At 48.0% G+C, this 23,602-nt stretch carries 28 protein-coding genes and 2 tRNA genes; 17 read left to right on the forward strand and 13 right to left on the reverse strand.

From position 1 onward, the window contains the following. Window positions 1-49: 49 nt before the first annotated feature. The 4 genes from VFH06_04495 to VFH06_04510 form a co-directional block, all read right to left on the reverse strand. Window positions 50-1,078 carry a hypothetical protein gene (locus tag VFH06_04495; GenBank protein ID HET6747337.1) on the reverse strand — a complete coding sequence of 343 codons (1,029 nt, stop codon included), beginning with the start codon at window positions 1,076-1,078 and terminating at the stop codon, window positions 50-52. A 142-nt stretch (window positions 1,079-1,220) separates the two neighbouring features. Continuing rightward, on the reverse strand, window positions 1,221-1,739 hold the full coding sequence (locus VFH06_04500) for a hypothetical protein (GenBank protein HET6747338.1): 519 nt from the start codon (window positions 1,737-1,739) through the stop codon (window positions 1,221-1,223). Window positions 1,740-1,781: 42 nt separating this feature from the next. Beyond that, the gene (locus VFH06_04505; protein ID HET6747339.1) at window positions 1,782-2,378 is read right to left on the reverse strand and encodes a hypothetical protein; all 597 of its coding nucleotides are present in this window, start codon (window positions 2,376-2,378) and stop codon (window positions 1,782-1,784) included. Between the two features lie 43 nt (window positions 2,379-2,421). Then, window positions 2,422-2,886: a helix-turn-helix domain-containing protein gene (locus VFH06_04510; protein HET6747340.1), complete on the reverse strand. Its 465-nt coding sequence runs from the start codon at window positions 2,884-2,886 to the stop codon at window positions 2,422-2,424. A gap of 87 nt (window positions 2,887-2,973) precedes the next feature. On the opposite strand from VFH06_04510, the gene VFH06_04515 reads away from it, so the two are divergent. Then, window positions 2,974-3,396: a DUF1761 domain-containing protein gene (locus VFH06_04515; protein HET6747341.1), complete on the forward strand. Its 423-nt coding sequence runs from the start codon at window positions 2,974-2,976 to the stop codon at window positions 3,394-3,396. Beyond that, complete coding sequence (locus VFH06_04520) at window positions 3,397-3,804, forward strand: DUF1761 domain-containing protein (protein ID HET6747342.1); 408 nt, start codon at window positions 3,397-3,399, stop codon at window positions 3,802-3,804. A gap of 53 nt (window positions 3,805-3,857) precedes the next feature. On the opposite strand, the gene VFH06_04525 is transcribed toward VFH06_04520, so the two are convergent. Together VFH06_04525 and VFH06_04530 are read right to left on the reverse strand one after the other, a co-directional pair. Beyond that, window positions 3,858-4,232: a low affinity iron permease family protein gene (locus VFH06_04525; protein HET6747343.1), complete on the reverse strand. Its 375-nt coding sequence runs from the start codon at window positions 4,230-4,232 to the stop codon at window positions 3,858-3,860. Window positions 4,233-4,246: 14 nt separating this feature from the next. After that, window positions 4,247-4,975 carry an aquaporin gene (locus VFH06_04530; protein ID HET6747344.1) on the reverse strand — a complete coding sequence of 243 codons (729 nt, stop codon included), beginning with the start codon at window positions 4,973-4,975 and terminating at the stop codon, window positions 4,247-4,249. A gap of 115 nt (window positions 4,976-5,090) precedes the next feature. Here VFH06_04530 and VFH06_04535 point away from each other — a divergent pair, with 115 nt between their 5' ends. Further along, window positions 5,091-5,588 carry a hypothetical protein gene (locus VFH06_04535; protein HET6747345.1) on the forward strand — a complete coding sequence of 166 codons (498 nt, stop codon included), beginning with the start codon at window positions 5,091-5,093 and terminating at the stop codon, window positions 5,586-5,588. 83 nt (window positions 5,589-5,671) lie between these two features. Continuing rightward, window positions 5,672-5,746 (forward strand) — tRNA-Gln (locus VFH06_04540). 249 nt (window positions 5,747-5,995) lie between these two features. Here the strand turns inward: VFH06_04540 and VFH06_04545 are convergent. Beyond that, window positions 5,996-6,424 (reverse strand): hypothetical protein, encoded by a 429-nt coding sequence (locus VFH06_04545; GenBank protein HET6747346.1) that lies wholly within the window; start codon window positions 6,422-6,424, stop codon window positions 5,996-5,998. Window positions 6,425-6,741: 317 nt separating this feature from the next. Then, window positions 6,742-7,203: a hypothetical protein gene (locus VFH06_04550; GenBank protein HET6747347.1), complete on the reverse strand. Its 462-nt coding sequence runs from the start codon at window positions 7,201-7,203 to the stop codon at window positions 6,742-6,744. Window positions 7,204-7,647: 444 nt separating this feature from the next. Here VFH06_04550 and VFH06_04555 point away from each other — a divergent pair, with 444 nt between their 5' ends. Beyond that, window positions 7,648-8,205, forward strand: a complete 558-nt coding sequence (locus tag VFH06_04555; protein ID HET6747348.1) for an alpha/beta hydrolase — start codon at window positions 7,648-7,650, stop codon at window positions 8,203-8,205. A 66-nt stretch (window positions 8,206-8,271) separates the two neighbouring features. On the opposite strand, the gene VFH06_04560 is transcribed toward VFH06_04555, so the two are convergent. Then, complete coding sequence (locus VFH06_04560) at window positions 8,272-8,868, reverse strand: dihydrofolate reductase family protein (GenBank protein HET6747349.1); 597 nt, start codon at window positions 8,866-8,868, stop codon at window positions 8,272-8,274. 238 nt (window positions 8,869-9,106) lie between these two features. On the opposite strand from VFH06_04560, the gene VFH06_04565 reads away from it, so the two are divergent. The 4 genes from VFH06_04565 (at window position 9,107) to VFH06_04580 (ending at window position 11,327) form a co-directional block, all read left to right on the forward strand. Next, a complete protein-coding gene (locus tag VFH06_04565) occupies window positions 9,107-9,247 on the forward strand; it encodes a hypothetical protein (protein ID HET6747350.1) in 141 nt (46 codons plus the stop codon). A 333-nt stretch (window positions 9,248-9,580) separates the two neighbouring features. Continuing rightward, window positions 9,581-9,671, forward strand: a tRNA-OTHER gene (locus VFH06_04570). Window positions 9,672-9,691: 20 nt separating this feature from the next. Continuing rightward, complete coding sequence (locus VFH06_04575) at window positions 9,692-10,576, forward strand: hypothetical protein (GenBank protein ID HET6747351.1); 885 nt, start codon at window positions 9,692-9,694, stop codon at window positions 10,574-10,576. 94 nt (window positions 10,577-10,670) lie between these two features. Then, on the forward strand, window positions 10,671-11,327 hold the full coding sequence (locus tag VFH06_04580; protein ID HET6747352.1) for a hypothetical protein: 657 nt from the start codon (window positions 10,671-10,673) through the stop codon (window positions 11,325-11,327). Window positions 11,328-11,451: 124 nt separating this feature from the next. Here the strand turns inward: VFH06_04580 and VFH06_04585 are convergent, their stop codons facing one another. The 3 genes from VFH06_04585 to VFH06_04595 are packed head-to-tail and all read right to left on the reverse strand — an operon-like array spanning window position 11,452 to window position 12,566. After that, complete coding sequence (locus tag VFH06_04585) at window positions 11,452-11,814, reverse strand: DUF305 domain-containing protein (GenBank protein HET6747353.1); 363 nt, start codon at window positions 11,812-11,814, stop codon at window positions 11,452-11,454. Between the two features lie 15 nt (window positions 11,815-11,829). Continuing rightward, window positions 11,830-12,111, reverse strand: coding sequence for a metal-sensitive transcriptional regulator (locus VFH06_04590; GenBank protein ID HET6747354.1), 282 nt, complete (start codon window positions 12,109-12,111; stop codon window positions 11,830-11,832). Window positions 12,112-12,122: 11 nt separating this feature from the next. Next, complete coding sequence (locus VFH06_04595; GenBank protein ID HET6747355.1) at window positions 12,123-12,566, reverse strand: DUF4396 domain-containing protein; 444 nt, start codon at window positions 12,564-12,566, stop codon at window positions 12,123-12,125. Window positions 12,567-12,698: 132 nt separating this feature from the next. On the opposite strand from VFH06_04595, the gene VFH06_04600 reads away from it, so the two are divergent. The 8 genes from VFH06_04600 (at window position 12,699) to VFH06_04635 (ending at window position 23,302) form a co-directional block, all read left to right on the forward strand. Beyond that, a complete protein-coding gene (locus tag VFH06_04600; GenBank protein ID HET6747356.1) occupies window positions 12,699-13,307 on the forward strand; it encodes a YdcF family protein in 609 nt (202 codons plus the stop codon). A 138-nt stretch (window positions 13,308-13,445) separates the two neighbouring features. Beyond that, window positions 13,446-14,438, forward strand: coding sequence for a hypothetical protein (locus tag VFH06_04605; GenBank protein HET6747357.1), 993 nt, complete (start codon window positions 13,446-13,448; stop codon window positions 14,436-14,438). A gap of 191 nt (window positions 14,439-14,629) precedes the next feature. After that, window positions 14,630-15,118, forward strand: coding sequence for a class E sortase (locus VFH06_04610; GenBank protein ID HET6747358.1), 489 nt, complete (start codon window positions 14,630-14,632; stop codon window positions 15,116-15,118). A 44-nt stretch (window positions 15,119-15,162) separates the two neighbouring features. After that, window positions 15,163-15,522, forward strand: coding sequence for a DUF1622 domain-containing protein (locus tag VFH06_04615; protein HET6747359.1), 360 nt, complete (start codon window positions 15,163-15,165; stop codon window positions 15,520-15,522). 101 nt (window positions 15,523-15,623) lie between these two features. Beyond that, the gene (locus VFH06_04620) at window positions 15,624-16,112 is read left to right on the forward strand and encodes a hypothetical protein (GenBank protein ID HET6747360.1); all 489 of its coding nucleotides are present in this window, start codon (window positions 15,624-15,626) and stop codon (window positions 16,110-16,112) included. Next, a complete protein-coding gene (locus VFH06_04625) occupies window positions 16,109-22,294 on the forward strand; it encodes a hypothetical protein (GenBank protein ID HET6747361.1) in 6,186 nt (2,061 codons plus the stop codon). Before VFH06_04620 ends, VFH06_04625 begins: the two co-directional genes overlap by 4 nt. A 316-nt stretch (window positions 22,295-22,610) precedes the next feature. Beyond that, window positions 22,611-22,754, forward strand: a complete 144-nt coding sequence (locus tag VFH06_04630) for a hypothetical protein (protein ID HET6747362.1) — start codon at window positions 22,611-22,613, stop codon at window positions 22,752-22,754. A 236-nt stretch (window positions 22,755-22,990) separates the two neighbouring features. After that, entirely contained in the window at window positions 22,991-23,302 is a 312-nt protein-coding gene (locus VFH06_04635) for an NUDIX domain-containing protein (GenBank protein HET6747363.1), read from the forward strand. Here the strand turns inward: VFH06_04635 and VFH06_04640 are convergent. Continuing rightward, window positions 23,291-23,554, reverse strand: a complete 264-nt coding sequence (locus tag VFH06_04640) for a hypothetical protein (protein HET6747364.1) — start codon at window positions 23,552-23,554, stop codon at window positions 23,291-23,293. The two genes, VFH06_04635 and VFH06_04640, sit on opposite strands and share 12 nt — an antisense overlap. Window positions 23,555-23,602: the final 48 nt, after the last annotated feature.

Genomic DNA, 23,602 nt, shown 5'->3' on the forward strand with positions numbered 1-23,602 from the left:
GCGTTTCGTTCATATAGTAGATCAAACGCGTATGATATACAATAACTTTTTACGGGTTTTGTATATTTGAAGCAGGAGATTGCCCCATAGTTAGCTTTGGCCTTGGCCTTACGAACGCTAAAATAATCAATAGCATCACGCCCAGTACTACATAGCTTACACCAAATCCCAGCCACCAATCACGAAGCTGTGTTGCAAGGATTTCGAGTGCAATGAGCAATTTATCTTGTACCGCCGGAGTAGCCGAGGCTGGCGCAAAAATAGATACACCGGCATGCAAGAGCCACACTTCAACGATTGAAAAGACGATGTTCGTAAGCCCGATAACGACAAGGAGCCATGCCATCCGTTTTACGCCTGCGCGTTTTGTTACGCTCCAAAAAATAATAGCAATAGTTCCAAGAAGCAGAAGCACAGGTACAACATATAGCGAGATAACGAAGTAGCGGTGGGCCACTGGAACAAATGAAAGTTGGTCGCTAAGAGGCTGGCCATTTACATCCTTAAGGCTGGCCGTATCAATCGTGTCGGTGTCTGAAAAAAGCTTAGTGGCAAGAATTTCTTGGCGCACCATCTGGCCTATTTGGTCGAGTGAAATACCTCGGGGGCGGCACGTAAGATTAAGGACTTCTTCGGCCGACGTAGGTGGTGCTGTCACCATTGCACACAGTGGAAGCGCAGCAAGCTTTTGCTCTATATCCTGTGCAGTATTACTAGCGAAGTTCTGTTTAACTGGTGTTAAATCAATTGAAAAATCGGGTTTTGGTGTTTGCCCGCGTGCCCATGCGTAGATGCTATCAATAGCACGTTCCGAAGAAATTTTAGCAAAATCCGGAGGAAACGCCGCCACAAATGCCTGCTGAATTCCCGGATCAGAGACGAGCAGAGTGGTGTCGCTCGCCTCCGGGAGACTACTCTGAATCGATGTTTCATACACACCGCTCGTGCGAAGTGCTTGCTTAAGTGGCTGGGGAGAGTCAAAAACCATATATAATGCCACGAAAAGCGCTAAAAGCGACAAGCAAAACGAGACGATAAGAACCGCCATACCCCCACCAAAACGACGCAGCATATCCATAACGGCATTATAGCAGTGTTCATCAATTATACGCCAATGTGTCGGCACATAAAACTACAACCTCACGCTCTCATTATAAATACAATTGAAAGCCCGCCTCCTACGGGCTTTTTTTAGCTCTTGTATGAAGGCGGGAAGGGTATTACGGCAACAACGGACGATGGCGAAGACGACCGGTATATGGTCGCAATTCCCGTGCCGCTTCGAGATTTTGCACCAGAACAGTCGCGCTAGGCATATAGCTCAGAGTATCGTCATCGCTTCGCCACCTCAGAATTTCAAAGATGTGCGGTAATCCCCTTTGCCGATACTGATTTGCCTTACGCATTGCCACGATACAGGTCTGTGTAACCGTGTCGGGAAGATGCATAAGACGCTGCTCGGGCACCTCACCTCGAACGGGATGGAGCATAGTTTGATACTGCCCAGGCCGAGGTAAGGCACCACACGTTCCCGTGCCTTTATCCGTCACTACAACCTGAATTACTTGTCCAAATCGATCCTCGTAATGAGTATCTCGGGGCGTCATGTCGTAGGTGCCCGGCTCTAAAACGACAAGCTCCGAAGCATATCGAGCCAGTAGTTGATCCGTTAATTCAAAAGGAGATTGACCTTTCTCGATTGCAAAAGGGACATCAAGGTGAAGATGCTCAATTGCCATGTCGTAAATTGTACAATAAAAAGCATCGCCTGCCTAGCAACTTTAGTCTTCCACCACCTGTCGTTGCGTAAGATAGTACCCCACACGAAATCGCACCAATACAAACAAAGCGATATAAAGGGCAAATATATACAACGCAAATGCCGAATTCTCAAGCGTCCACGATTTGATTGTAAGTAGAGTTATCAGAGCGCTCACAACGAATAGAAGGAAAAGGGTAGGGCTCTCAGAATCAGGATCACGAAATGACTTGATAATTGTTGGTGTTGCAGCCAAGCCGTCGGCCATAATACTAAGGATAATCGCCCAGGCACTATCTTGAGTCAGCTGCCAGGCCAAGATCGCCAACAACGAGACTCCGCCACACACATAGTCAAGTTTTGTGAGATGAACAAATCCTTTCTTTAATGCAACAAAAAAGATAACTGCCGGACAAAAACCCACGGCAAATGTCAGCCACGCAGACGCTCCAATACCATGTTGCAATTGAGCCGTAAATGCAATCAATGGCGCAAGTCCCCATAAAAACCACGTAACGATATTTGGTCGAACTTTGCCTGCGATAATATCTTTAATATACAAACCACCACCAATAAAAAGCAGACCTACGCCCACCCACACAAAATGCTCGTCAATCATGCCCACCTCCACGACTCATCATCATGGAGTATAACAAAAGGCGTTACGTATTTAAACCGAGCTGCCTGACCACACTATTTGGTCCGACAAAAAACGCACTGTCCGACATAATAGCTTCACGCCACGCCTTCAATACCGTCGTCCTATCAAATTGTATTGCCTCAAACCAAGCCGGAGGCATCTTGGGGTTTTCGCTTGTCATTGTACCCCAAAGAGCCATTTCATAGATGATAGGAATTGTCCCCAGCCCGGCTTCAGTCAGCGTATATGCGACTTTCCGCCCGTCTTCTTTATCGATCGACTTTAAGATAATACCCGCCTTTTCCAGGTGAACCAGCCTATCGGCAAGCACACTAGTACCTATCCGTTCCTCTGACTTTAGGAAATCGCTATAGGTTTTTGCGCCGTACGTCAGGATACCTCTGAGTATTAAGAATGACCACGTATCACCAAATATCTCAGTTGTGAAATTAATAGGGCATCTTGATCGGTTACTCGCTCGCTTCATAATATCCTTAAGTATAGCAAATATAACTTTCATTATCAAAGTTAAAATGATATTATGGCAGTACATCATAAAATTAAAGGGGAATGTATGAAAAAAATTAACTATTGGGCCGTACTGGTGGCGATACTCGTAACATTTATCGCCAGTGCTATTTGGTACGCTGCATTTGCACATCAATACTTTGAGCTACGGGGGATCGACCCTAACGATCAAGCCGCAACAGCGATGCCAGGATGGCAGATACTTGTTATCCTCGGGCGACATCTTGTTGTGACACTCGTCATAGCCTACGCGTTTATTCGCATGGGAATCACTACGCTAAAAGAAGGCCTAGGGATGAGTTTTCTTTTCTGGCTTGGCTTTCCAGCGGTTTTGCTCGTTGGTTCAATCGTTAGTGATAAAGTACCTTTCGAGCTCGCCGCGATTCATGGGGGAGACTGGCTTGTTAAACTTCTTATTATTGGGGCGATCCTTGCCCTTTGGCAAAAGAAAGTAAAGAAGGGAGTATAGATGGAAGATATTAATTTTTGGGCTATCGTTGCTGCGGTAATCGCTTCATTTGTGACAAGTTCGATCTATTACGTTGTTTTCAGTAAGCAATGGGCATCGGTAAGTAAAGTTGGCGCGGCGGCCGCCGAGGCAAACGCCAAACATCCAGGCCCTTTCCAGGGTATCGTACAAATTGCCCGCACTCTCGTACTTACGTTTGTCGTTGCCTTTCTCGTAAGCAATTTGCACATTCACGATGCCGCGAGTGCCATCGGCCTTAGTTTTATCCTTTGGGTCGGCTTTCCAGTCGTACTGCTTACCGGTTCGGTCATGTGGGAAAAATCCCCAGTAAAGCTCGCCATGCTTCACGCTGGCGACAGCCTCCTAGCACTTCTTATTATGACCCTGGTCCTATCCCTCTGGCGCTAGGCAAGAATTAAAAAGCCCCGTAATATGCGGGGCTTTTTAATTAAAACACCAATTTACTTATGTGATTTCGAGGCCTTTTTCTGCATTTTTTGCTTGCGTTTTTCCAACTTCTGGTCGCTTTCATCCTCGGCATCAATCAGATCTTTACTTGTAATACCCAGCTTTTTCATGATTGCATCTTGTTTGATATTCATCGCTAGGTTATCCCGATTTTGCGTATTTTGAATAATGAAAACCATCAAGAAAGTAATAATCGTCGTACTCGTGTTGATAATGAGTTGCCAGGTGTCCGAAAAACCCAAAATCGGTCCCGTTACCGCCCAAAGTGTAAGTACGCTAAGAGCTAAAACAAATACCCAAGGCCGTCCTAGCCACGCAGAAACAGTACTTGTAAAGCGTGTAAATAATTCTTCTTTATTTTTAGCCACATTACCTCCTTATGTCACTCGGCTTTCTCAGCCTCACCACTTGCCGTGGTGAGTTCGTGCTTGGTTGGCTTGCCGTGCGTAAGATAATTGAGAAGCACGGCCAAAGAGGCACCAATAATAGGCCCTACAAGATATATCCAAAACATTTCTAGCTTACCTGTTACCAACAGTGCCCCAAATGATAAGGCAGGGTTCATCGACCCTCCGCTTGTGGTTGCCCCCAGAGCCGAACATAATGCAACCGTGCCCCCTACGGCAATGCCCGCATTTGGCCCTACTATCTTACTCCCTGTAGCCGTACCAATAATGACAGTCACTAGCAAAAGCGTTAAAATCGCCTCCATCCCCAGCGCAAGGGGTAGTGAAATATCGGGAAGAGGCGCTTCTATAGGACTCGTATTACTCAAAAACATCTTAAGCAGGAGAACCGCGAGAACAGCACCTATTAGCTGGACAATTATATATCCCGGCACTCGTCGCCATTCAAATGCTCTTCGAATGGCAAAAGCAAAAGTAACAGCAGGATTAATATGAGCTCCCGAGACCCTTCCTAATGAATAAATAACCGCCATCACCATGAGGGCGGGGGTGATTACTTGAGCAATAAAATCTACCCGAGATCCCGGAGCATGGGCAAGTGATGCAATTCCAACTCCGGCAAAAGTAAGAGCAAATGCTCCGAAGAGCTCCGCGACCAACGCGCGAAATTCTTTCTCAACCGAAGTCTTCTCATGCGCAATCATAAGCTTATTATACAGGATGCTGTATTTAAGGCTAATCCGGTACACGTTACAGTTGTAGTATTGCCAAGAGCAAGTTGCTTACTCCAAAAGAATCGAAAGAGTATACCTAGTAGCAATGAGCATCGCCGAAAAACGGATCATAAAAGCTAAAAGGCCCTATCGGCTATACTTTATACTAGGGCTTTTGGTGCCGCTACCATTCATCGCGGCCAGTCTTTTATTCGACTTCTTTTCGCAAAATATCCACGCAAGTAACGCCTTTCTTTACCTGACTATCATAATCCTCACCATTTTGTTTTTCACCATACTTGTCGTCAAGTTCTACCGCCGGCTTTCAGATACAATAAACGATCTGGATATTCATTCGGCAACATTGCTTGGGTTTCACGTATCTTGCCTCATCCTTTTATCACCGCTACTTTACGCCGCAGTTGCTTCGCTCCAACCTCCGCTGCGCCAGCTATTTCAGGCTCTTCTGCTTGTGTGCGTAAGCGGCGTATTGATGGTGCTATTTTTAGGCATTGCCTTGAGCAAACTAGCCGACACGAAAAATCCTGAGCTTTCTTCTCATTATGGCGATTTGCCTCATCGCGTCACTTTTTTATTTACTTAAGAGATAAAAATCAGAGAATATCGGCGCCACCACCTTGCTGACTAGCCTAGAAAAATCAAAATATGGTATACTAACAGAGCTATTGGGGTGTCGCCAAGTGGTAAGGCACATGGTTTTGGTCCATGCATTCGGGGGTTCGAATCCCTCCACCCCAGCCATGAAATTATTGTTCAAAAACCACCTCTGTAAAAGGGGTGGTTTTTGTGGTTTGGAATCTCATAGGAGAGGTAGAACGTCCAAACTTCTGATTTACGGGTGCTGTGTGAGTCTTGGGGGACCGAACCGTCTTCTCATTCTAAAATAAAATCTAAGTGATGCGTAGTCCTGCCCTCCGTCTTCGTGACGGAGGGCAGGACCGTGACGGCTATACCCTCGAAAGGGCGGATACCATCACTTCTTGCCGGAGTCTAGCTGCCGTCGCACTCGTTGCTGCAGGACTTGCAGGTCTCCTGGTCGCACGGCACCCGGTGGCCGATCCACAGCATCTCGTCGACGACGAAGCCGTGGCCCTTCAGAGCCTCCACGGTGCGGGCGATGTTGCCCGTCCTGTAGTCGACACCGGGCACGTCGCTCGGGTTGTGGTGGATGAACCGGCCGGCCACCTTCTGGCAGAAGTCCGCGTAGGCCTTCGTGTAGAGGATGAACGTGTGCCAGCCGACGTCCACGAACTCCGACGGGCTGTAGCGACCCTGGGGCTCACGCGCGCAGAGCGCCAGGAAGGCCAAGGCCTGGTCCATGATGCGCTCCGCGAGGGAGAGCTCCATGGACTCGTCCTTGACGATCCGGGCGACGAGGCGCGACCAGAGCTGCTCGTCGATGAGGTGCTTGTTGGCCAACTAGCGGCCGGCCGGCGCCTCACCGACGTGGGTGTTCACGGACATGCCGTGTTCCTTCCACTGGACAAGACCGGACATTTGTCCGGATATATAATATAGTAAATGATTATGTGAAAAATGGAGCAATCGAGCTTGGAGTTGTGAATCTCGAATTCCTTTCTACGTAGGAAATAATTGCAAGACAGGGTGGAGCGGTCGGTGTCGAACGCATATGCTGCGTTCGTATAGCGCCACCGACCAAGCACTCTTGATCCCACCCAGGCCGTCATACTGCGACAGTTGTTGACGCAGCTAATGCCGTTGTTGCGGCATCGGGCCTAGTGTTTGTCGCATCCGAAGCAGCTCGAGCCGTCGCAGACGCCCCTGCAGTCGGATGCCGAGGCCTGCTGCCAACCGGGCACGTCGTTGGGCAGGTGGTGGATGCGGCGCCCCGCCAGCACCTCGCATGCGGCCTCGTACTCGAAGGAGTACAGCTGGAAGTTGTGCCAGCCGAGGTCTTCTTCCTCGTCGGGCGACGTGGAGCTTCCGGCCTCCGGGAACCGGGCCAGGAAGGCCAGACCGCGGCCCTGCGCCCGCTCGGCGTCTGCCTGGGACAGGCCGTGTTCCTTGACGATCCGCGCGACCAGCCGGTCCCACAGGTTGTCGATCATGGCCTCGACCTTGCCGGCCGGCAGGTGCGGGTAGTGCTCGATCAAGTACCCGACCATCCGGTCGCGGTTGTCGACGCACCACTGCCGCGCCTGGGGCACGACGGATGTTCCTTCCATGACTGCGGTCATGTCCAACCTCTCACTCGAAACGTGTCTTACGGCTGCAAGACACGTTCTCCAGTATAGCGCAGAACCCGCCAGTCTTTCCAGGAATTTTGGGAATAGGAACTTCAACAGTTTTATTGCTTTAAAATATCTCGCTAAAAAAAGACCGGGTGAGGTAAATACCCCATTTTTTTCTATGTAGTTTCGTTTTCTAGGTTTTCTATACTGAACCTGACATTTAAAGATGATCGGATTTTAATGTAGGTTAAGAATTTCTTATGTTAGCAATAGCTCTCTCCTCGTCAGTGGCATTTAATAAGTTGCGAACCTCCTTAATTTCTTCTCGAACCTCTATCTCTGTCTTTTGATCAAAAGTTTGGAATAGGTTCTTTCTCTCCAGCCATGAAATTATTCGTCGGAATGATGTCCATATTGGACATCATTTGATTTATTGCTACAGTTACAGATATGGTTACCGAAGTATTATTTATTCAAGGCGTAGGTGAAGGTGCCTACGAAGAAGACTCGCTGTTAGCAAAAAGCCTACAAAAAGAGCTTGGTTCACACTTTAAAGTCACTTATCCAAAGATGCCCGATGAGGTAAATGCGCCATATGACACATGGAAAACACAAATCCAGAAAGAACTCGACGCGGCCTCGGAACCAGTTATTCTGGTAGGTCACTCGTTAGGTGCATCTTACATTGCCAAGTTACTTACTCAAGTCAAGGTCCACAAACCGCTTAGAGGAATCTTTTTACTAGAAGCACCCTTTTGGGGCGGTCAGGGCTGGTTATACGAAGGTTACGAAGAATTGGAGTTGCCTCAAAATGTAGTGACAAAATTCCCAGATGGAGTGAAGTTATTTTTATATCATACGCGCGACGACGAAATCGTTCCATTTGATCATCTCGCGCTATACTCAACACTGCTGCCACAGGCGACTGTTCGGGAAATTGAGAAGGGGGGTCACCAACTAAACAATGACCTATCGGTGGTAGCTAGAGATATAAAAGAGCTGAAGTAGCACGGCGGCTCGCACCTCTCTACTTCAGCCATGAAATTATTACAGATAAAGCGTTCAAACTTTACTTTACTTTACTACTTTGTAGTGGAGATGCGAGACAATGCTCGTACCACCAACAGACTCTACTTCAAATTTGAGACCTGGTACACCTTCGAAGAGACGGGCGCCGCTTCCAACAGTTACGGGTACGACGTGGAGCCATAATTCGTCAATGAGGCCAGCTGCCAAGTATTGATTTACCGTGTTTGCACCTCCGGCGATGGCGACGTTACGGTCACCTGCGGCTTCTTTGGCTTGCTTAAGAGCGGCTTCAATGCCGTCGGTCACAAAGTAAAACGTGGTACCACCCTCCATTTCAATAGGGTCACGCGCTTTTTCACTCAGTACGAATACAGGACCATGATATGGGGGGTTATCACCCCACCAACCTTTCCATTCTGGGTCGTCACGTTTCTCTTTGGGGCCAAACATGTTGCTGCCCATAATAAACGCGCCGGCATCTAAAAGATGATCAAGCTCTTCTTTGTGTTTATCGCCTTCGTCGAACATCCAGGTATGCAAAAGATTTTCCGGAATCTCACCAAAAGGGTGTTCAAAATTCTGGTTTGGGCCAGCCACAAACCCGTCAATTGACATTGCCATGCCACAGGTAACTCTATTCATATTTCCTCCATTGTAGTTAGTCATTATTTACTATTATATCAATACTATTATATCAATCGATTTTTTATTATCTGGTGCTTGACCATTATTCAAAAGTTTTGGCATCCATCTGCCACCTCCAGTTATGAGATTATAAAAGAGACTACAGATTGATCTACAGTCTCTTTTGCGGTAAAAAAATCGAACGCCGCTGGTCTCTATGTCTATTTCTTTGCTTCCCGGTTATTATTCTAGGTGAATGAGTAATTGTATCAGGGATTACCAGGAAGGGAAGATCGTCACGGTGCTTGTATGCAACCGCCGACCACCTTCCTGGGTAGTCCTCACGCTTGGTAGCCCCTATGTGGCCGCCATATCACGCTTACCGCTCGTGCCGTAAACGAGCAAGGTGGTCCCTCTCGATTTCGGCCACGATGTCGCCCCAGTGAACACCTCTCCCCAGGCGCGGCATCGGTCTGGGGAGGCTGTCATTGTGCACGCGCGGTGCGTCCTCCAGGCGAGTGAACTCGGAAGCCGGCGTGGCTGAAGAAGCGTACGGTTCGGTCATTCAAATCTCCTCGATTCTTGGATGGGCACGGACAATAACAATCAATTGAGATTGATTGTATGGATATTATATTTCATTTTACGATTTAATCAAGCTATAGAAGTATGTTCATCAATAATAGCAAGGTTTGCTCCGTACAGCTGGTATAATGTCTTAACAAGACGCGTTATCGTGGACGGCAGGCAAAGTCACTCGCCTTTATGATGCTTCGGCATTCTTAAAGTGAGGAGTGTGGGTTCGAATCCCACCGATAGCAACAAGACAAGAGGATTGCGAATGATCATCACAAAAAGCCCAGCTCTAAAAGCCTTTAAAAAGGAGGTCGGACAAGCCAACCATATGCTTATCACTCTACTCGTTGGACTGGATGGGATCATAAAAGGCAATGTTACGATCAGCAAAGAATTCCACGCAACGTGGAGTCCTAAGGATAAAAAAATATCCGCCTACAGAAGTAGGGACTTTGCTAAGAAATCCTGTCTTGTATGGGTGGTCGATTGCCTTGATATGTATACGCGACTAATCAATAAGAGCCCGTCTCTCATTGAAGATACTGATTTAAAGAAAAACATCGACAATGAAGAGAACAACCGAAAGATCTATACAAAGTTAGCGATTATATGTGAACAATACGATATTAAGGACACACGTCTCGCACTTGTACATGTGTTGATCTGCTGGCGAAACAGGCTCACACACTACGATGCCGAAAATGATATATCAGTAAAGGATACAGAGCTTTTACTAGAGGATAAGGAAGCTATCAAGGCAAAATATCGTGGGCTAGACATCCAATTGGCGCTCGAATCATTTTACAAAAAACAGCCGCCTACCTTTAAAGAAGTGGCCTCTCTTGTTAGCGCATCCATCGACCTTGTTTACGCAATTGATGAAGCATTGATTAGTGAGCTCGATAAAGTAGTGTATGCCGATCGAGTCATTATTAAGTATTTAAAATCAGATATATCTAGAAGATTAAATGGTCTATTCTCGAATGAAAAAGAGAAAATAAATAAGTCGCTACAGCAAATATTAATGCAGAACGGTTTCTCCAAATCAGATGAAGCTGATAACGAAATAGACCAACTCTGCCTTGACATCTCCAGCCTCAGCTTTGATGAAATTAAGACATGCTTGAGTAACGGGTCCTTTATAAGGTAGCGTCTTCCTGTCGGATGGGAATCTTTACCATATGATTTCAATTATCCACAAAGCATGCTATAACTAAAAAGCTCAAAACCTATCCGAAGGAGAGATGTTGAAAATTGCCGCACAGGACGATGTGAACATCGTTCTCGACTTGGACGAAGTGTTGTGCGAACAGGTGAGACGTGTTCATGAGGCAGCCGTCACACGGAACCTCGGAGACGCCTGGAAAATCACACCCAAGAGCTACCTGACTCTCAAGTATCATGAGTGGTGGAACGTAACCCCTCTGGTGGCTCACGAGTTCGTGCTCGACTACCTGGGCAATAGGAGTCGCGAGCTACAGCCAGTTCGGGGAGCAAAAGAAAGCCTGAATCGCATCAAGGAATTCGGCCGGCAGCGGGGGAAGCGCGTTAAATACCACGTGCTGACCTCGAGGAGTATTTTGCTCCAGCAGGCCACGGTAGATCAGCTCGACTATCGCTTTCCGGGTATGTTCGAAACCGTCATCCTCACAGGGCATGCCGAGCCAAAGCCGCCAGAGCGCTCCAAGCTGTATTGGTATCGAGAGCTTGGCGGCGACGTGATCGTCGATGATGGCCTCGAAAACGTACAGCAGTGTGTCCAAGGATTTGGCGGTTTGGGTATCGTGTTCGGCGACTATGCCTGGAACCGGCCAGTGGCAGGCGAAGTACTGGTACCCGGCGTTCACCGGCGCACAAGCTGGGCGGCAACGGAGCAGCTGATTTTGGACACGCTCTTCTAGGCCGTATCCGAAATGTCGGTGCAATACACTAGTTCTGACGGGAGACTTGAGTTTTGAAGCGGGCTCGCGGGCTCGTTTCGGGGCCGACTACACTAGTCGGCCCCTTCTTCATATGCAAGGAGAACTACATACCATGCATCGAATTATGGGTTGTCTTGAAACCCCACATATCCTGCCACTGCTTCATTTCGGCTATCTCTTTTTCCTGCGCAGTAATAATCGTGTTTGAGAGATCTTTGATTTCTTTATGACTTGCCCGGTCGACGCTCATTTTTGCCATATCAATAGCACCCTGATGATGATTGATCATTTCATTAATGAAAGCGGCATCATACTCATCGCCGGTTTTGTTTTTTAGTGAGCTTACCATGGCTTCCATAGTCATATCTTGCGGCTGAGGTTTATTAAACGTTGTTGCTGCGACCGATACGAGCAACCCGCCTAAAATAAAGCCCACAATTCCGCATACTAATGCTTTTGTTTCCATTACACTGTCCTCCTTTTATTTTATAAGCCTATCAATGGCAGTTATTACTTCATTAATTTTTTCATCTCTGCTTCGGGGACCTATAGATTCGTCCAAAAGGCAATGCTTTGTATGTTCGCGAAGAAGTTCAAGGGCAATTTTATCAGTAGCGGCCTGGATGGCACTGATTTGAGTTAAAATATCGATGCAATACGTGTCCGCCTCTACCATTTTTGCTACGCCGCGCACCTGACCTTCTACTCGGCGAAGACGTTTTAAAACTGCTTCTTTGTTATTTGAATATCCGTACGTTGTCATACAACCTCCTACTAATGGTGTTCATTATGAACAAGTGCATGTCCTTTGCCTTTACGGATAAGATAGCGATTAACAGGAAACGCGGCCCAAAATGCCAAGAAGAGCGAGGCAGCGAGTGATAGCCAAAATACAGGGTTTACGAGCCCTGCGCTCATTGCACCGGGAATAGCAATAACCGTAGCGTTATCAACAACTTCCATCGTAAAAATTGAAAGTGTATCAGCAGCAAGAACAAGTGGCATAGCCGCAGTTAAAGCCATGCCCGACTTTACAAGAGGAATGAGCGATAGTGTATATCCAAAGGCAAATGCCATCGCAATGGCAACAGCGATCGTCACAAGATTAGGCCAGCCAAAAATAGTACCCAAAACTAGCCCGGTAATTTCACCAATAGCGCATCCTGCGAGACAGTGCAGGGTAGCGTTCAAAGCGATTTTGTTACTTTCTTGATGCATACACCATCCTCCTCTTTTACTATACCCCCTAAGGGTATATTTAGAAGCTCACATTGTCAACAAAATTAACTAATTATTACACATATCAAGCCTACTTCGAGCTCTGCTTAATACCATAATATAATAACTCTTGTGATTACTCACCCAGATGTAGAGAATGCAATTCTGCTACTTGGCCACATGCCCGATCACCAGGGCCGAATTCAGGAAGGAACAAAGATTCGCGTAAAGTGCGCCGCAAGGCTGTACTGCGAGGGAGTCGCACCTGTTGTTATTCCTTCAGGATGGTATATGCCTAAAGATGACACGCTGCGAAAGTTCCGAGAAGCTTACATTATGGAGCGGTATCTCCACGAAGCATTCGGCAATGATATTAAGACGATTTGCGAGCCATACTCCACGAGCGTGCCGGAAAACTTGCTGTTCACCCAAGCGCTGTTTCCGAACTTGCGCAAACTTGCCGTCGTGACAGGTGAGTTGTTTGAAGAACGAACGAGACTCCTGGCAGACATGGTCTTCGACGGAGAAGTTGAAGTTGCCATTTATACATGCTCGGACGGACTGAGTACTGTCGCTAACGAGCAGCGCCTAAAGCGAAACCTCGAATGCATGTTAGGCAATATAGCCCCTGGCAACCTCAAAATACTCATGGCTGACCCCGATAGCGAAGGCAACCTACGCTCTGGGTGGACAGCAATGAACGAAAAGCACAAGCACACCTGCACGCTACATCCCGTGTAATCGAATGGCCCAAGACGGACACTGTCTGCCTTGGGCCTTTTCACTTATTTAGATGAAGCCTACCATTCGGCAGGCAAGGTTGCTGCGCAAAAATGACTCTGCGTATGGTACACTAGTTTTACGAAAAAGGGAGGACGAATGGCTGAGCGCATGACAAAATTTGTCGGATATGATTTTGGGGATGCCCACGAATTACCGGAGCATTTGGAAACAAAAGAAATATTTAAAACGGAGTCATGGCGCATGGCCATGGAAGTGCTCCGCGGCAGTTTTGTCATATCAAGCGGTAGACAGTACGCACAGCTCTGTGACATGGCTGTAGCAGCAGCGCTGATAGACGAGCAGGATATTCCTTTCGATCAAACTATCTTTACCGCGCCGGAGGCTACGGAAGCTATCCGCGCCTGGAAATTAGCCCCCTCGCACACCGGCAAGCCCAATCATACGCCCGGCCTGGTTTCCGGTGGGCATGAATTTTGGTGGAGGATGTTTGGCGATGCATTTGCTTGGCGCACCGAGGGGGCGGAGTTGTTGCCGAACGAACGAGCAATTGTGAAAAGGTTTCGTGAGTGCGGTGTAGGGCGAGGCACTTCTAGTACTACAACCGAAGAGCTCGCCGCGCTTGACAAAGCAGTAGATGACCTGCGCGGAGCTCAGCACGAAACGAGCGAACAGTTGGCCATGCGCTCATTACAATGGCACCTCAAAGCCAGCCTCCACTGGCTCACACACATTCGTCCGCGGACGGATCGAGAAGATAAAAGCAAGGATGAATGGCATAGTGCCAAACATGAAGATAGATGGCGCACCGGTATGATAACCGCTCTAGAGACACCAGAAGCAGGCCGCACTCTTTATGATAAGGTTCTTGTAAAAGAAGCTGAAGCGCTAGATATACTTTTAGAAATGTCTCCCGAAATGCTCGCTCAATACGATTTAGAGGAAACACGCGAACTATACGATGAAGTACTCGAACTTTACAATCAAGTCCACGGCGAACAACTTACCGCTCTTCATAGCAACGAACGGAGGCAAACGTCGTCCCGTACAACCTCCGCTTTGGGGGTATTAGGTTTGAGTATTACAGAACAGCACAACGGACTATATCAAGCTGCCTCAGACAGCGTTTGACGAGATTAAAGCATTAGCGTAAATTCTAGGATAGCTACACTAAAGCCGCTAGGGGGATTACGATTCAGAAACAACTATTGAAAAAATTCGTATCGCCTCGGCGAAAGTATGTATATGGGTGGCTTGGCGGGGCATTCATTCTGTTCGGAGGAGGAATATATTTGTTATGGCTAATTCTTGCCCAAGTATACATGCCACTTCCCAAAGAGTGGAATGAACCCGTGTCTCACGACATTGCAAAACTCACCGAAAATAGGCTTTATATTCCTAAGCTTAAACTAAATGTACCTTATGGCATCACTGAAGAAGCGCTTAATAGTGGCGCTTGGCACCGTTACCCGGAACGCGGCGACTCCGAAAAAGGTGGCAATTTTATTCTTGCTGGGCATCGTTTTGAAATGGGCTGGACATACCAAGAAATAAATAAAAAATCTCCTTTTTATCATATCGATCAGCTTCATGTAGGTGATGATATATTCATTGATTTCAATGGAAAACGCTACCAGTACAAAATAGAGGATCGGCTCAAAGTAAAGCCGACACAAATTGAGATTGAGGCCTCAAGCAACGACGCTAAACTAACCCTATACACTTGTACGCTAGGGGGTGAAATGGACGGCCGGGAAGTCATCGTCGCTAGGCTGAAAACTACCGACGTAGATCCTTCGCTACAGTTCTAATGGGATTTGTTGACAAATCATAAGCACTTTGCAACGATAATTACATGTTTGATATGTTTGATTTTTCATCTTTCGCACAAACGGCGGGTAAGCTTCTCGACGCAGCGGGAGTCGTCGTTATCCTGGCAGGAGCTATTTTAGCTTCATGCGCGCTTATTGTCGCCATAGCTAAACGAAAAAGTGTTCATGAGCTCTACAGATCCTACCGCCATAACCTAGCTAGGAGTATTCTCGTTGGTCTTGAATTCCTTGTTGCAGGCGATATTATTCGCTCGGTGGCCGGTAATTTAAATATGGACAGCGTTATTATTCTAGCGGTTATCGTAGTGATTCGATCGCTACTCGGTGTTGAATTTGAAATGGAAATTGAAGGCCGCTGGCCGTGGCAACGCGCTAAAAAATAAAAGGCATACATGTCATAAAAGACATGTATTAATTTCGATTTAATTTTATATTGCTATACTCTGAACCAGTGTAATTGTTAGGCGCATTGGTGGGGGTAAGAATGCAAGAAACAAACAAATTTAGAAAAAACCGTTCAAACGGAACTTTTCGTAAATGGTTCGGAAGCCAGGGTGATACGATTACTATTAAAAAGAGTGTCTGTATATGGCTGTCGATTATAACAGTCATCATAATTATTCTTCTGGCTATTTTCTTTGCAAATTCCGGCACTAAATCAACTCGCAGCGAGTCGTACAAAGAAGTTACGGGGGCCGCCGGGTTGCAAGCAACTATTTCTTATGACTGTGGTAGGCAGCCATGCAATAATTTTGATTTTAATGTCTATATTTTTAATGAACGCGGGCAACAAGTAAATGTTGTCCGACCAGACAAAGATGGCAAGGTGAGCGCCGCGTTAGCAGAAGGCAAGTATGTTTTGTTAGTCGGAAAGCCATTCGGCAAAGACAAGCTATTTCCTGAAGAGCCTTTAGTATTAAAAAACGGCCAGGAGTTAGAGCTGAAGCTTCATTATAAGGAGGAGGCATTATGAAGTTATTAAAAAGAGTTTTAAAGCAAAGGAATTTTCTATCTTTTGCTCTCGCTACTATCGTAGGAATTATTGCATTGACGCTTCAAAAACCGATGGAAGCATACGCAAGCACAAACCCTGGTCTTGATAGTGGTAACGCACAAGTGACCACTGTTGGTGGCGACACGGTACTTCTGTATAAAACAGCTGGCACTAGTACCTTTAAGGCACCGGCAGGTGTCACAAATGTACGAGTATTGGTAATTGCCGGTGGTGGTGCTGGTGGAACCGACAATGCCGGTGGTGGTGGAGCCGGTGGATTTATCGAAAACTCAAGTGTTGCAGTAACGCCGGGTGTTGCAACTACAGTAACGGTTGGTGCTGGTGGAACTGCCGTCCCAGCTCCGGGCAGCGGAAAAGGTGGCAATGGTGGTAATTCGATCTTTAGTTCATTAACAGCAATTGGTGGCGGTGGTGGTGGCTACCACGGCGGTAACAACGGAAGCAACGGTGGTTCTGGTGGTGGAGCCGGAGGCAATAATATTGCTTCTGGTGGAGCCGGTACTGCCGGACAAGGTAATAATGGTGGTGGAAGAACTCTCTCGGTCACCGAAGGGCGGAATGGCGGTGGTGGAGGAGCCGGTACTATTGGCGCTAACGCTACCGCAAGCGCGCCTGGTGGTGGAGGAGCGGGTAAAACCTCGACTATCACCGGTTCGACAGTAACCTACGCTGGTGGTGGCGGTGGAGCCGGCCGTAATGATACTGGCAACACAGTACCAGGAGCCGCAGGAGGTGGCGGTGGCGGTGGCCAAGGCGCTGGAAGTAATGGTGTTGCAAGTGCGGGCACCGCTAACACCGGTAGTGGTGGCGGTGGTGGTGCTAACAATCCTAGCAACTCTTCGGACCCCGTAAGGAGCGGTGCGAGTGGTGGCTCGGGTATCGTTATAGTTCGCTTTACGACGCAGAATTTTCCAGATCCTATGGGCATGACTGGTGTGCGAATGTGGTATAAGGCGGATGGCACAGGTAACACAAACGCGCTTTGGAAGGATTCAAGCGGGCTTGGCTACGATATAACACAGAGTACTGGCTCAAAACAACCCGTGCTGACACAGGGCGCGATTAACTTTAACCCAGCGTATGTATTCGATGGAACCGATGATGCATTTAGTATGCCGACGCACGGTATTATCGGAAGTGACCCTATGACTGCTTTTTATGGAGCAACTGCTTCACGCACAGACGGCGGATACCGCTACTTTGAAGAATTTGGAGATGATACCCCGAGCATCACTATGAATAACGGCAAACCCGACTTATGGGTACGCGGAACAAGTCCCCAGGATCTCGCTTATTCCAGTGTTCAAGCGCTAGTTCCTCACGTATATAGTTTTATTTCACCCAATGCTAATAACCAATCTAGAGTTGTAGGCGTCGATGACAACGAACAATCGCAAAATGTAACCTCGGGCCTCTATGCAACAAGTAGTGGTAGCCAAAGTGGAAATACATTCGGTAGTACTAATGGAAGCTCGGGCACAAGCTGGGCAGGCCCGATAGGAGAAGCGATTTACTTCAATAGGGTCCTTACACCTGCTGAGCGCCTTAAAGTTGCCTCTTATTTAGCAATAAAATATGGTGTCACACGCTATCAGGGAACAACGGGGGCAGGATATTCAGATAGCGCCGGTAACACCATCTGGTCAGCCGATGCAACTTTCAAAAATAATATTGCCGGTATCGGCCGAGATGATACGACTACCCTAAATCAGAAGCAATCAAAGAGTACATCGGACGGCGATATCGTGACAATGGGCCAAGGCGCCATCTCCTCCACAAATCAAGGTAATGCCAATAATTTCACGACCGATAAGTCGTTCTTGCTTTGGGGCCACAATGGCGCTGCCACTAACACCACTACAACGGTGACGGGTGGATACAATCGCATGAATCGTATCTGGAAAGCAGTCAGGACTAATACGGTCGGACAAGTCAAAGTTCAGGTTCCGGTAAGTGCTGTACCTGGTGGTAATGGTGTAATGTATACCAGCAATAGCACAACTTTTGACGGCTCTGCCACACGAACGAATATGAGTGTGAATGGCTCTAACTACGAAGCTACCGTTACCTTGCCGGCTGGCACAAGCTACTTCACGTTCGGTTCACTTGCAGGCTCGGACATTCAATTCGTCAGCAAAACAGCGGCCGATAGCGGCGGCAGCCCGATAACCAGCTACATACCTGGCGAGTCTATGCAGTATATCTTAACCGTAAAAAATAATGGTCCGGACAACGCCGGCACCGTAACGGTAACCGACACACTCCCTGCGGGTATTGTACCTATCGCCGGAAGTGCGAGTGGCGGCGGTTGGACATGTAATATTAGTGGTCAAACGGTTACTTGTACCCGTACGGCACTTAATACCGGCGTAACTGCTCCGGCTATCACAATCGAGGCAAACATTGCTTCATCAGTGACGGGTGCTAAAGTTAATACCGCTACCGCTAGTGTCGCCAACGATCCCGATTTAAGTAATAACAGCGCGAGTCTTACCCTTCCAGCCGCGCCGAAAGCAGATTTGGGAATCTCAAAGGCGCACAGCGGTACACCTACAGCGGGTGGGACGCTTACCTATAATTTCACCGTTACTAATAATGGTCCGTCAGATGTGTCATCATTTACCATTTCGGATACGTTGGACGCCAACTTTACCTATGCCAGCTCAAGTCCGAACATCTGTTCGGCAGCCGGGCAAGTTGTTACTTGTACGGGAAGTGCCATACCTGGTAATGGAACACCGGCAAGTCGAACGACGACATTTAGTATTACAGTCAATGTATCACCTAGCTATCCTGGTGGAGCACTCTCGAACACGGCCACGGTGGCAGTGCCCGCAGGCACCACCGATCCGAACTCAGCAAACAATAGCTCTACGGATGCCACAAACGTTTTTGTGAGCACTGACGTAGGCATCACAAAAACACACACAGGCAACTTTACAGCCGGGGTCAACAACGCCTTCAAGATTACCGTCGACAGCCAAGGCCCATCTAACTCTCCTATAGGCACCGTTACCGTTACCGATACACTTGATGATGACTTTACGTATGTATCAGCAGCAGGGACCGGTTGGAGCTGTTCGCACACCACTGGCACGGTAACGTGCACTAATACGGCCGTTATCAATGCCGGAGGCCCAGCACCGGATATTACCTTGACAGTGCTTGTAGATGCTATTGCAAAGGGTAGTGCAACTAATACCGCTGAGGTAAGCACGACCACTCCCGACCCAGACCTTAGCGACAACGCATCTACCGATACCCCAACCATCGACTCCAGTGCCGACCTAGGCATAACAAAAGCGCATGTCGGTACCGGCTTTACTGCCGGAAGCCAAGGCCAATACACTCTTACAGTAGTGAACAATGGTCCGTCTGTCGACTCGCCAAGCTACACTATAACCGATACGTTACCTGCTAGCTTGTCGTATGTCAGCACCGTTGCCGGAAGCGATGCAACGTGTAGCGCAGCGGGGCAGGTTATTACCTGTAGCGGCGGTGCAATCGGAGTAGGCCAAACACAAACCACTACTATTAATGTCGCAGTGAGTGGCAGTGCATCGGGCACAATTGCCAATACGGCATCGGTTGCTCCTGCGGCCGGTGTTACCGATCCGGTTTCGGGCAATAATAATTCAACTGATAATGCTCCCGTCAAACCAAATGCTGACCTCTCACTTACAAAAGCTCCAGCTACAGACATGACCGCAGGCACGAACGCAACCTACAACTTTACTGTACATAATGGTGGACCGTCGAACGTATCCGGCTTTACGGTAACCGATACACTCGACTCAAACCTTACCTATGTCAGCTCAAGTCCGAATATTTGTTCGGTCACAAATACTGCCACAAACGGCGCCCAAACTATTACTTGTACTGATACTACCGGAATTACGAATGGTAACGACTCTACATTTAATGTGACGGTCGCTGTAGAACCCACCGCCGCGCCAGGAGGCACAATTGCCAATACCGCCTCTGTCGTACCGCCGGCCGACACCAACGACCCTGACTTAAGCAACAATAGCAGTTCAGTGACACGAAATATCGTCGCAAGTGCTGATCTCGCCATTACCAAAACACATACGGGCAACTTTACAGCCGGCGCGAATAATACCTATATCATAACGGTCACAAACAACGGCCCATCGGATGCTGCGGCCTTTACCGTAACGGATACACTGCCTACCGGACTGACATTCGTAAGCGGCGGCAGTACAGGTGGCATAAACGCAAGCTGTACAAACGCCGGCCAGATAATTACTTGTACGGGTGGTCCTGCTATTGGCTCAGGCCAAACCTCTACCATCACTCTCACCGTTACGGCTGACCCATCGCTTGCGGGCAACTCAACGCTTAATAATACCGCTTCAGTTTCCTCAACAACGCCTGATCCGGATACAAGTAATAACACGAGCCCAATCGATACAGCTACCGTCGACTCAAAGGCCGATCTGGAAATCATTAAAACTCATACTAACGATTTCACGGCAGGTAGTGCCGAAGACTACCAGATACAAGTGATCAATCACGGTCCTTCCGACGCAAGTGGCTTTACAATTAGTGATACGCTTCCGGCCGGACTTACCTATGTCAGCTCAAGTCCGAACATCTGTTCGGCAGCCGGGCAAGTTGTTACTTGTAATGGCAGTGCGCTTACTGGCAATGGTGCATCGACCACTGTAACTGTCACCGTCAATACCAACGCTGGACTGTCTGCGGGAGCAACTATTAATAACACGGCAACCGTAGCAACCATCGCACCGACGACGGATCCTAATAGTGCAAATAACAGTAGCACCGACACCGCAACAATCGTAAATGTAACAGATCTTTCGGTAACCAAACAGCACACAGGCGCGTTCATCGCCGGAAGTAATGCAACGTACACCATGACTGCTTCTAATGCTGGTCCGTCGAACACTCCGGCTGGTGATGTGAGTATCGTCGACACGCTGCCAGCGGGACTGACTTATGTTTCTGGTAGTGGTACTGGCTGGAGCTGTAGCGAATCTAGCGGTACAGTAACGTGTGACTACGCTCCTGCGCTTGCTGTAAGTGCTACGACACCAGCCCTTACGCTTACCGTACATATTGCTCCGAATGTGGAAGGAGATGTAAGCAACACCGCCATGGTAGAGTCAATACTTGACGATTCTAACCCACCTAACGATACCTCTACAGATACAACAACAGTTCAGTCGCAAGCAGACCTCACGGCTACTAAAGTACCTACAACGTCACCAATCGTCGCCGGGCAATCCATTACCTATCGCTTCAGCGTAACGAATAATGGGGGGCCAAGTGACGCACGCGATGTAAAGATAACTGACAACAACCCAGACCTTACTTACGAAAGTGTCAGCGGCACAGACTGGACGTGTAGTGCAAGCGGAACCATAACAACATGTGACTATGGAGCAACGCTAGCCGTCGGAGCAACGACGGACGTTGATGTTACCTTCAAGCTTGCCGAAGATGCTCCGAATCCATTTATTAACACCGCAGCAGTAACGTTCAATGGCACTGACCCGTCTCCAGCAAATCCAAGCGACTCAAGCCCAATATCGTACTCTGCTGATCTCGAAGTTGATATCTCGCACGACAAATCAAGTTATAGGGGTGGCGATACGGTTAACTACACGTACACTATAAAGAATCATGGACCTTCAGCAGCTCAGGATGCGGTCCTAAAGAGTGCTATTGCTAGCGGCATTACAGTCAAGAATGTGAGTGCCATCAGCCCAACCGGTGATTCTCTTCTCGCAAAGCTCGATTCATTCCTTTTCCCGACAGCTTCCGCCGCAAGTAATCCATTTACATGCAGCCTTAGCGGCCAGAACCTTACCTGTAACGCAAGCACCTTGTATGTAGGGACCTACCAGCTGTATGTAAGTGGAGTTATTAACAATAACTTCAGCGGTCAGCTAGTAACAACAGCAAACATCAGCTCGGCCACGCCCGACCCCAATACTGCCGACACAAACGCAACTGACGTGATTCAAAACGTACTTCCAGGATTAGGCCTTCCAGGTACAGGAAATAACCTATTCATATGGCTCGGCGGCGCCTTACTTATACTAGCCGCAGCCTTCCTGTTCTTCATACGAGCAAGAAAGAACTACCTAGCTAAATAATCTCCCTAAGGGAGTGATGGTATCAGTGAAGACCATCACTCCCTCAAGATTTAGGGCGGACTAGGCGTGGAAGTTCATCGGCGGACACGCCAATATGCCGTGCTGTAACGCACAAGAGACACTCAAAACAAGAAAGTGCGTTCGCACCAGTTTTCGCGGTCTCTATTGGTATACTAGAAGTGCGCATCTCTCTGGTGAATGCGAGCCCAGCAGGTCAACATAAGTTGCGCTATTACCGTTTATTGGGTTTACTCGCTCAAAATGCATGCTCGATACCGATAGAGAAGCCAGAACATAATATGGGGAATTTATACATATGAATAGTACACCTGACGATATCGTCACTATCGCACCCAAACAACACGCGGTTATCTTTGAAAATGATAAAATACGCATGCTCAAGGTAACCGTTGAGCCAGGAGACAAGGTCGGAATGCATACCAATCCGGAAAACGTTTAATTATATTTTAAGTTCCGGCACGCTTCGCCTCACAGGCTCCGATAGATCAAGCCAGGATTTTGAGCTCACAGATGGCCAAGTACTACCCGCACCCGTCAGCACTCACGCCGTAGAAAATATCGGTAATACAGAGGTGCGGACCATTTGTATCGAGTTTAAGTAGCCCGTAATTGCCTGGGGCTCACTATTCCGACTGCTCATTTACTATTTTCTCCAATTTTAGTATCCTCATAGGCGTGACTATACTTGATGACCAACAATGTTCGCACTGTGGCCGCTGGAAGAATCGTGGCGTAACCGTCGACGCGCTCCTCATCTGGAGGGGGCAGATCCTACTGATGGAGCGAGCTGAAGAACCCTATCAGGGGTACCTGGCATTGCCGGGTGGATGGCTCGAGACCGATCACCCAAGCACGGCCTTTACAGCCGCACTGGAGCTATTGCAGGAAACGGGGGTGAAGGGTATCAACCCGACGCTTGTAGGCGTCTTCGACAATCCCGAACGTCATCCCGAGCAGGCGATCTCGATCGCAATATCAAGCCCTTGAAACACTGGCGTCTACACCCGCTCGCAAAAACAGGCCTGCCATTCTTGCGGTGTGGAGCTTATGCACGGCGCGTGAATTTTCGATATTGCGTGATGCATCCGGGGCGTTTTCGGCATAATTAACGGCCGTTGGAGAAACAACTACTCCCGCAAGTTTTATTTTATCTGTATTAAACCCATTCAACGCGCCCCAAGCACAAGCTTGGTTATCAGCGTTTGGACCATCAACGAATACCATTACGTGCTCGGACACTTTGCTCTTCCTTCAATTTAATCGTTTATTAGTATGACATATCTGTAT

It is taken from the genome of Candidatus Saccharimonadales bacterium (assembly GCA_035697325.1).
GTDB lineage: Bacteria > Patescibacteriota > Saccharimonadia > Saccharimonadales > Saccharimonadaceae > JALRBM01.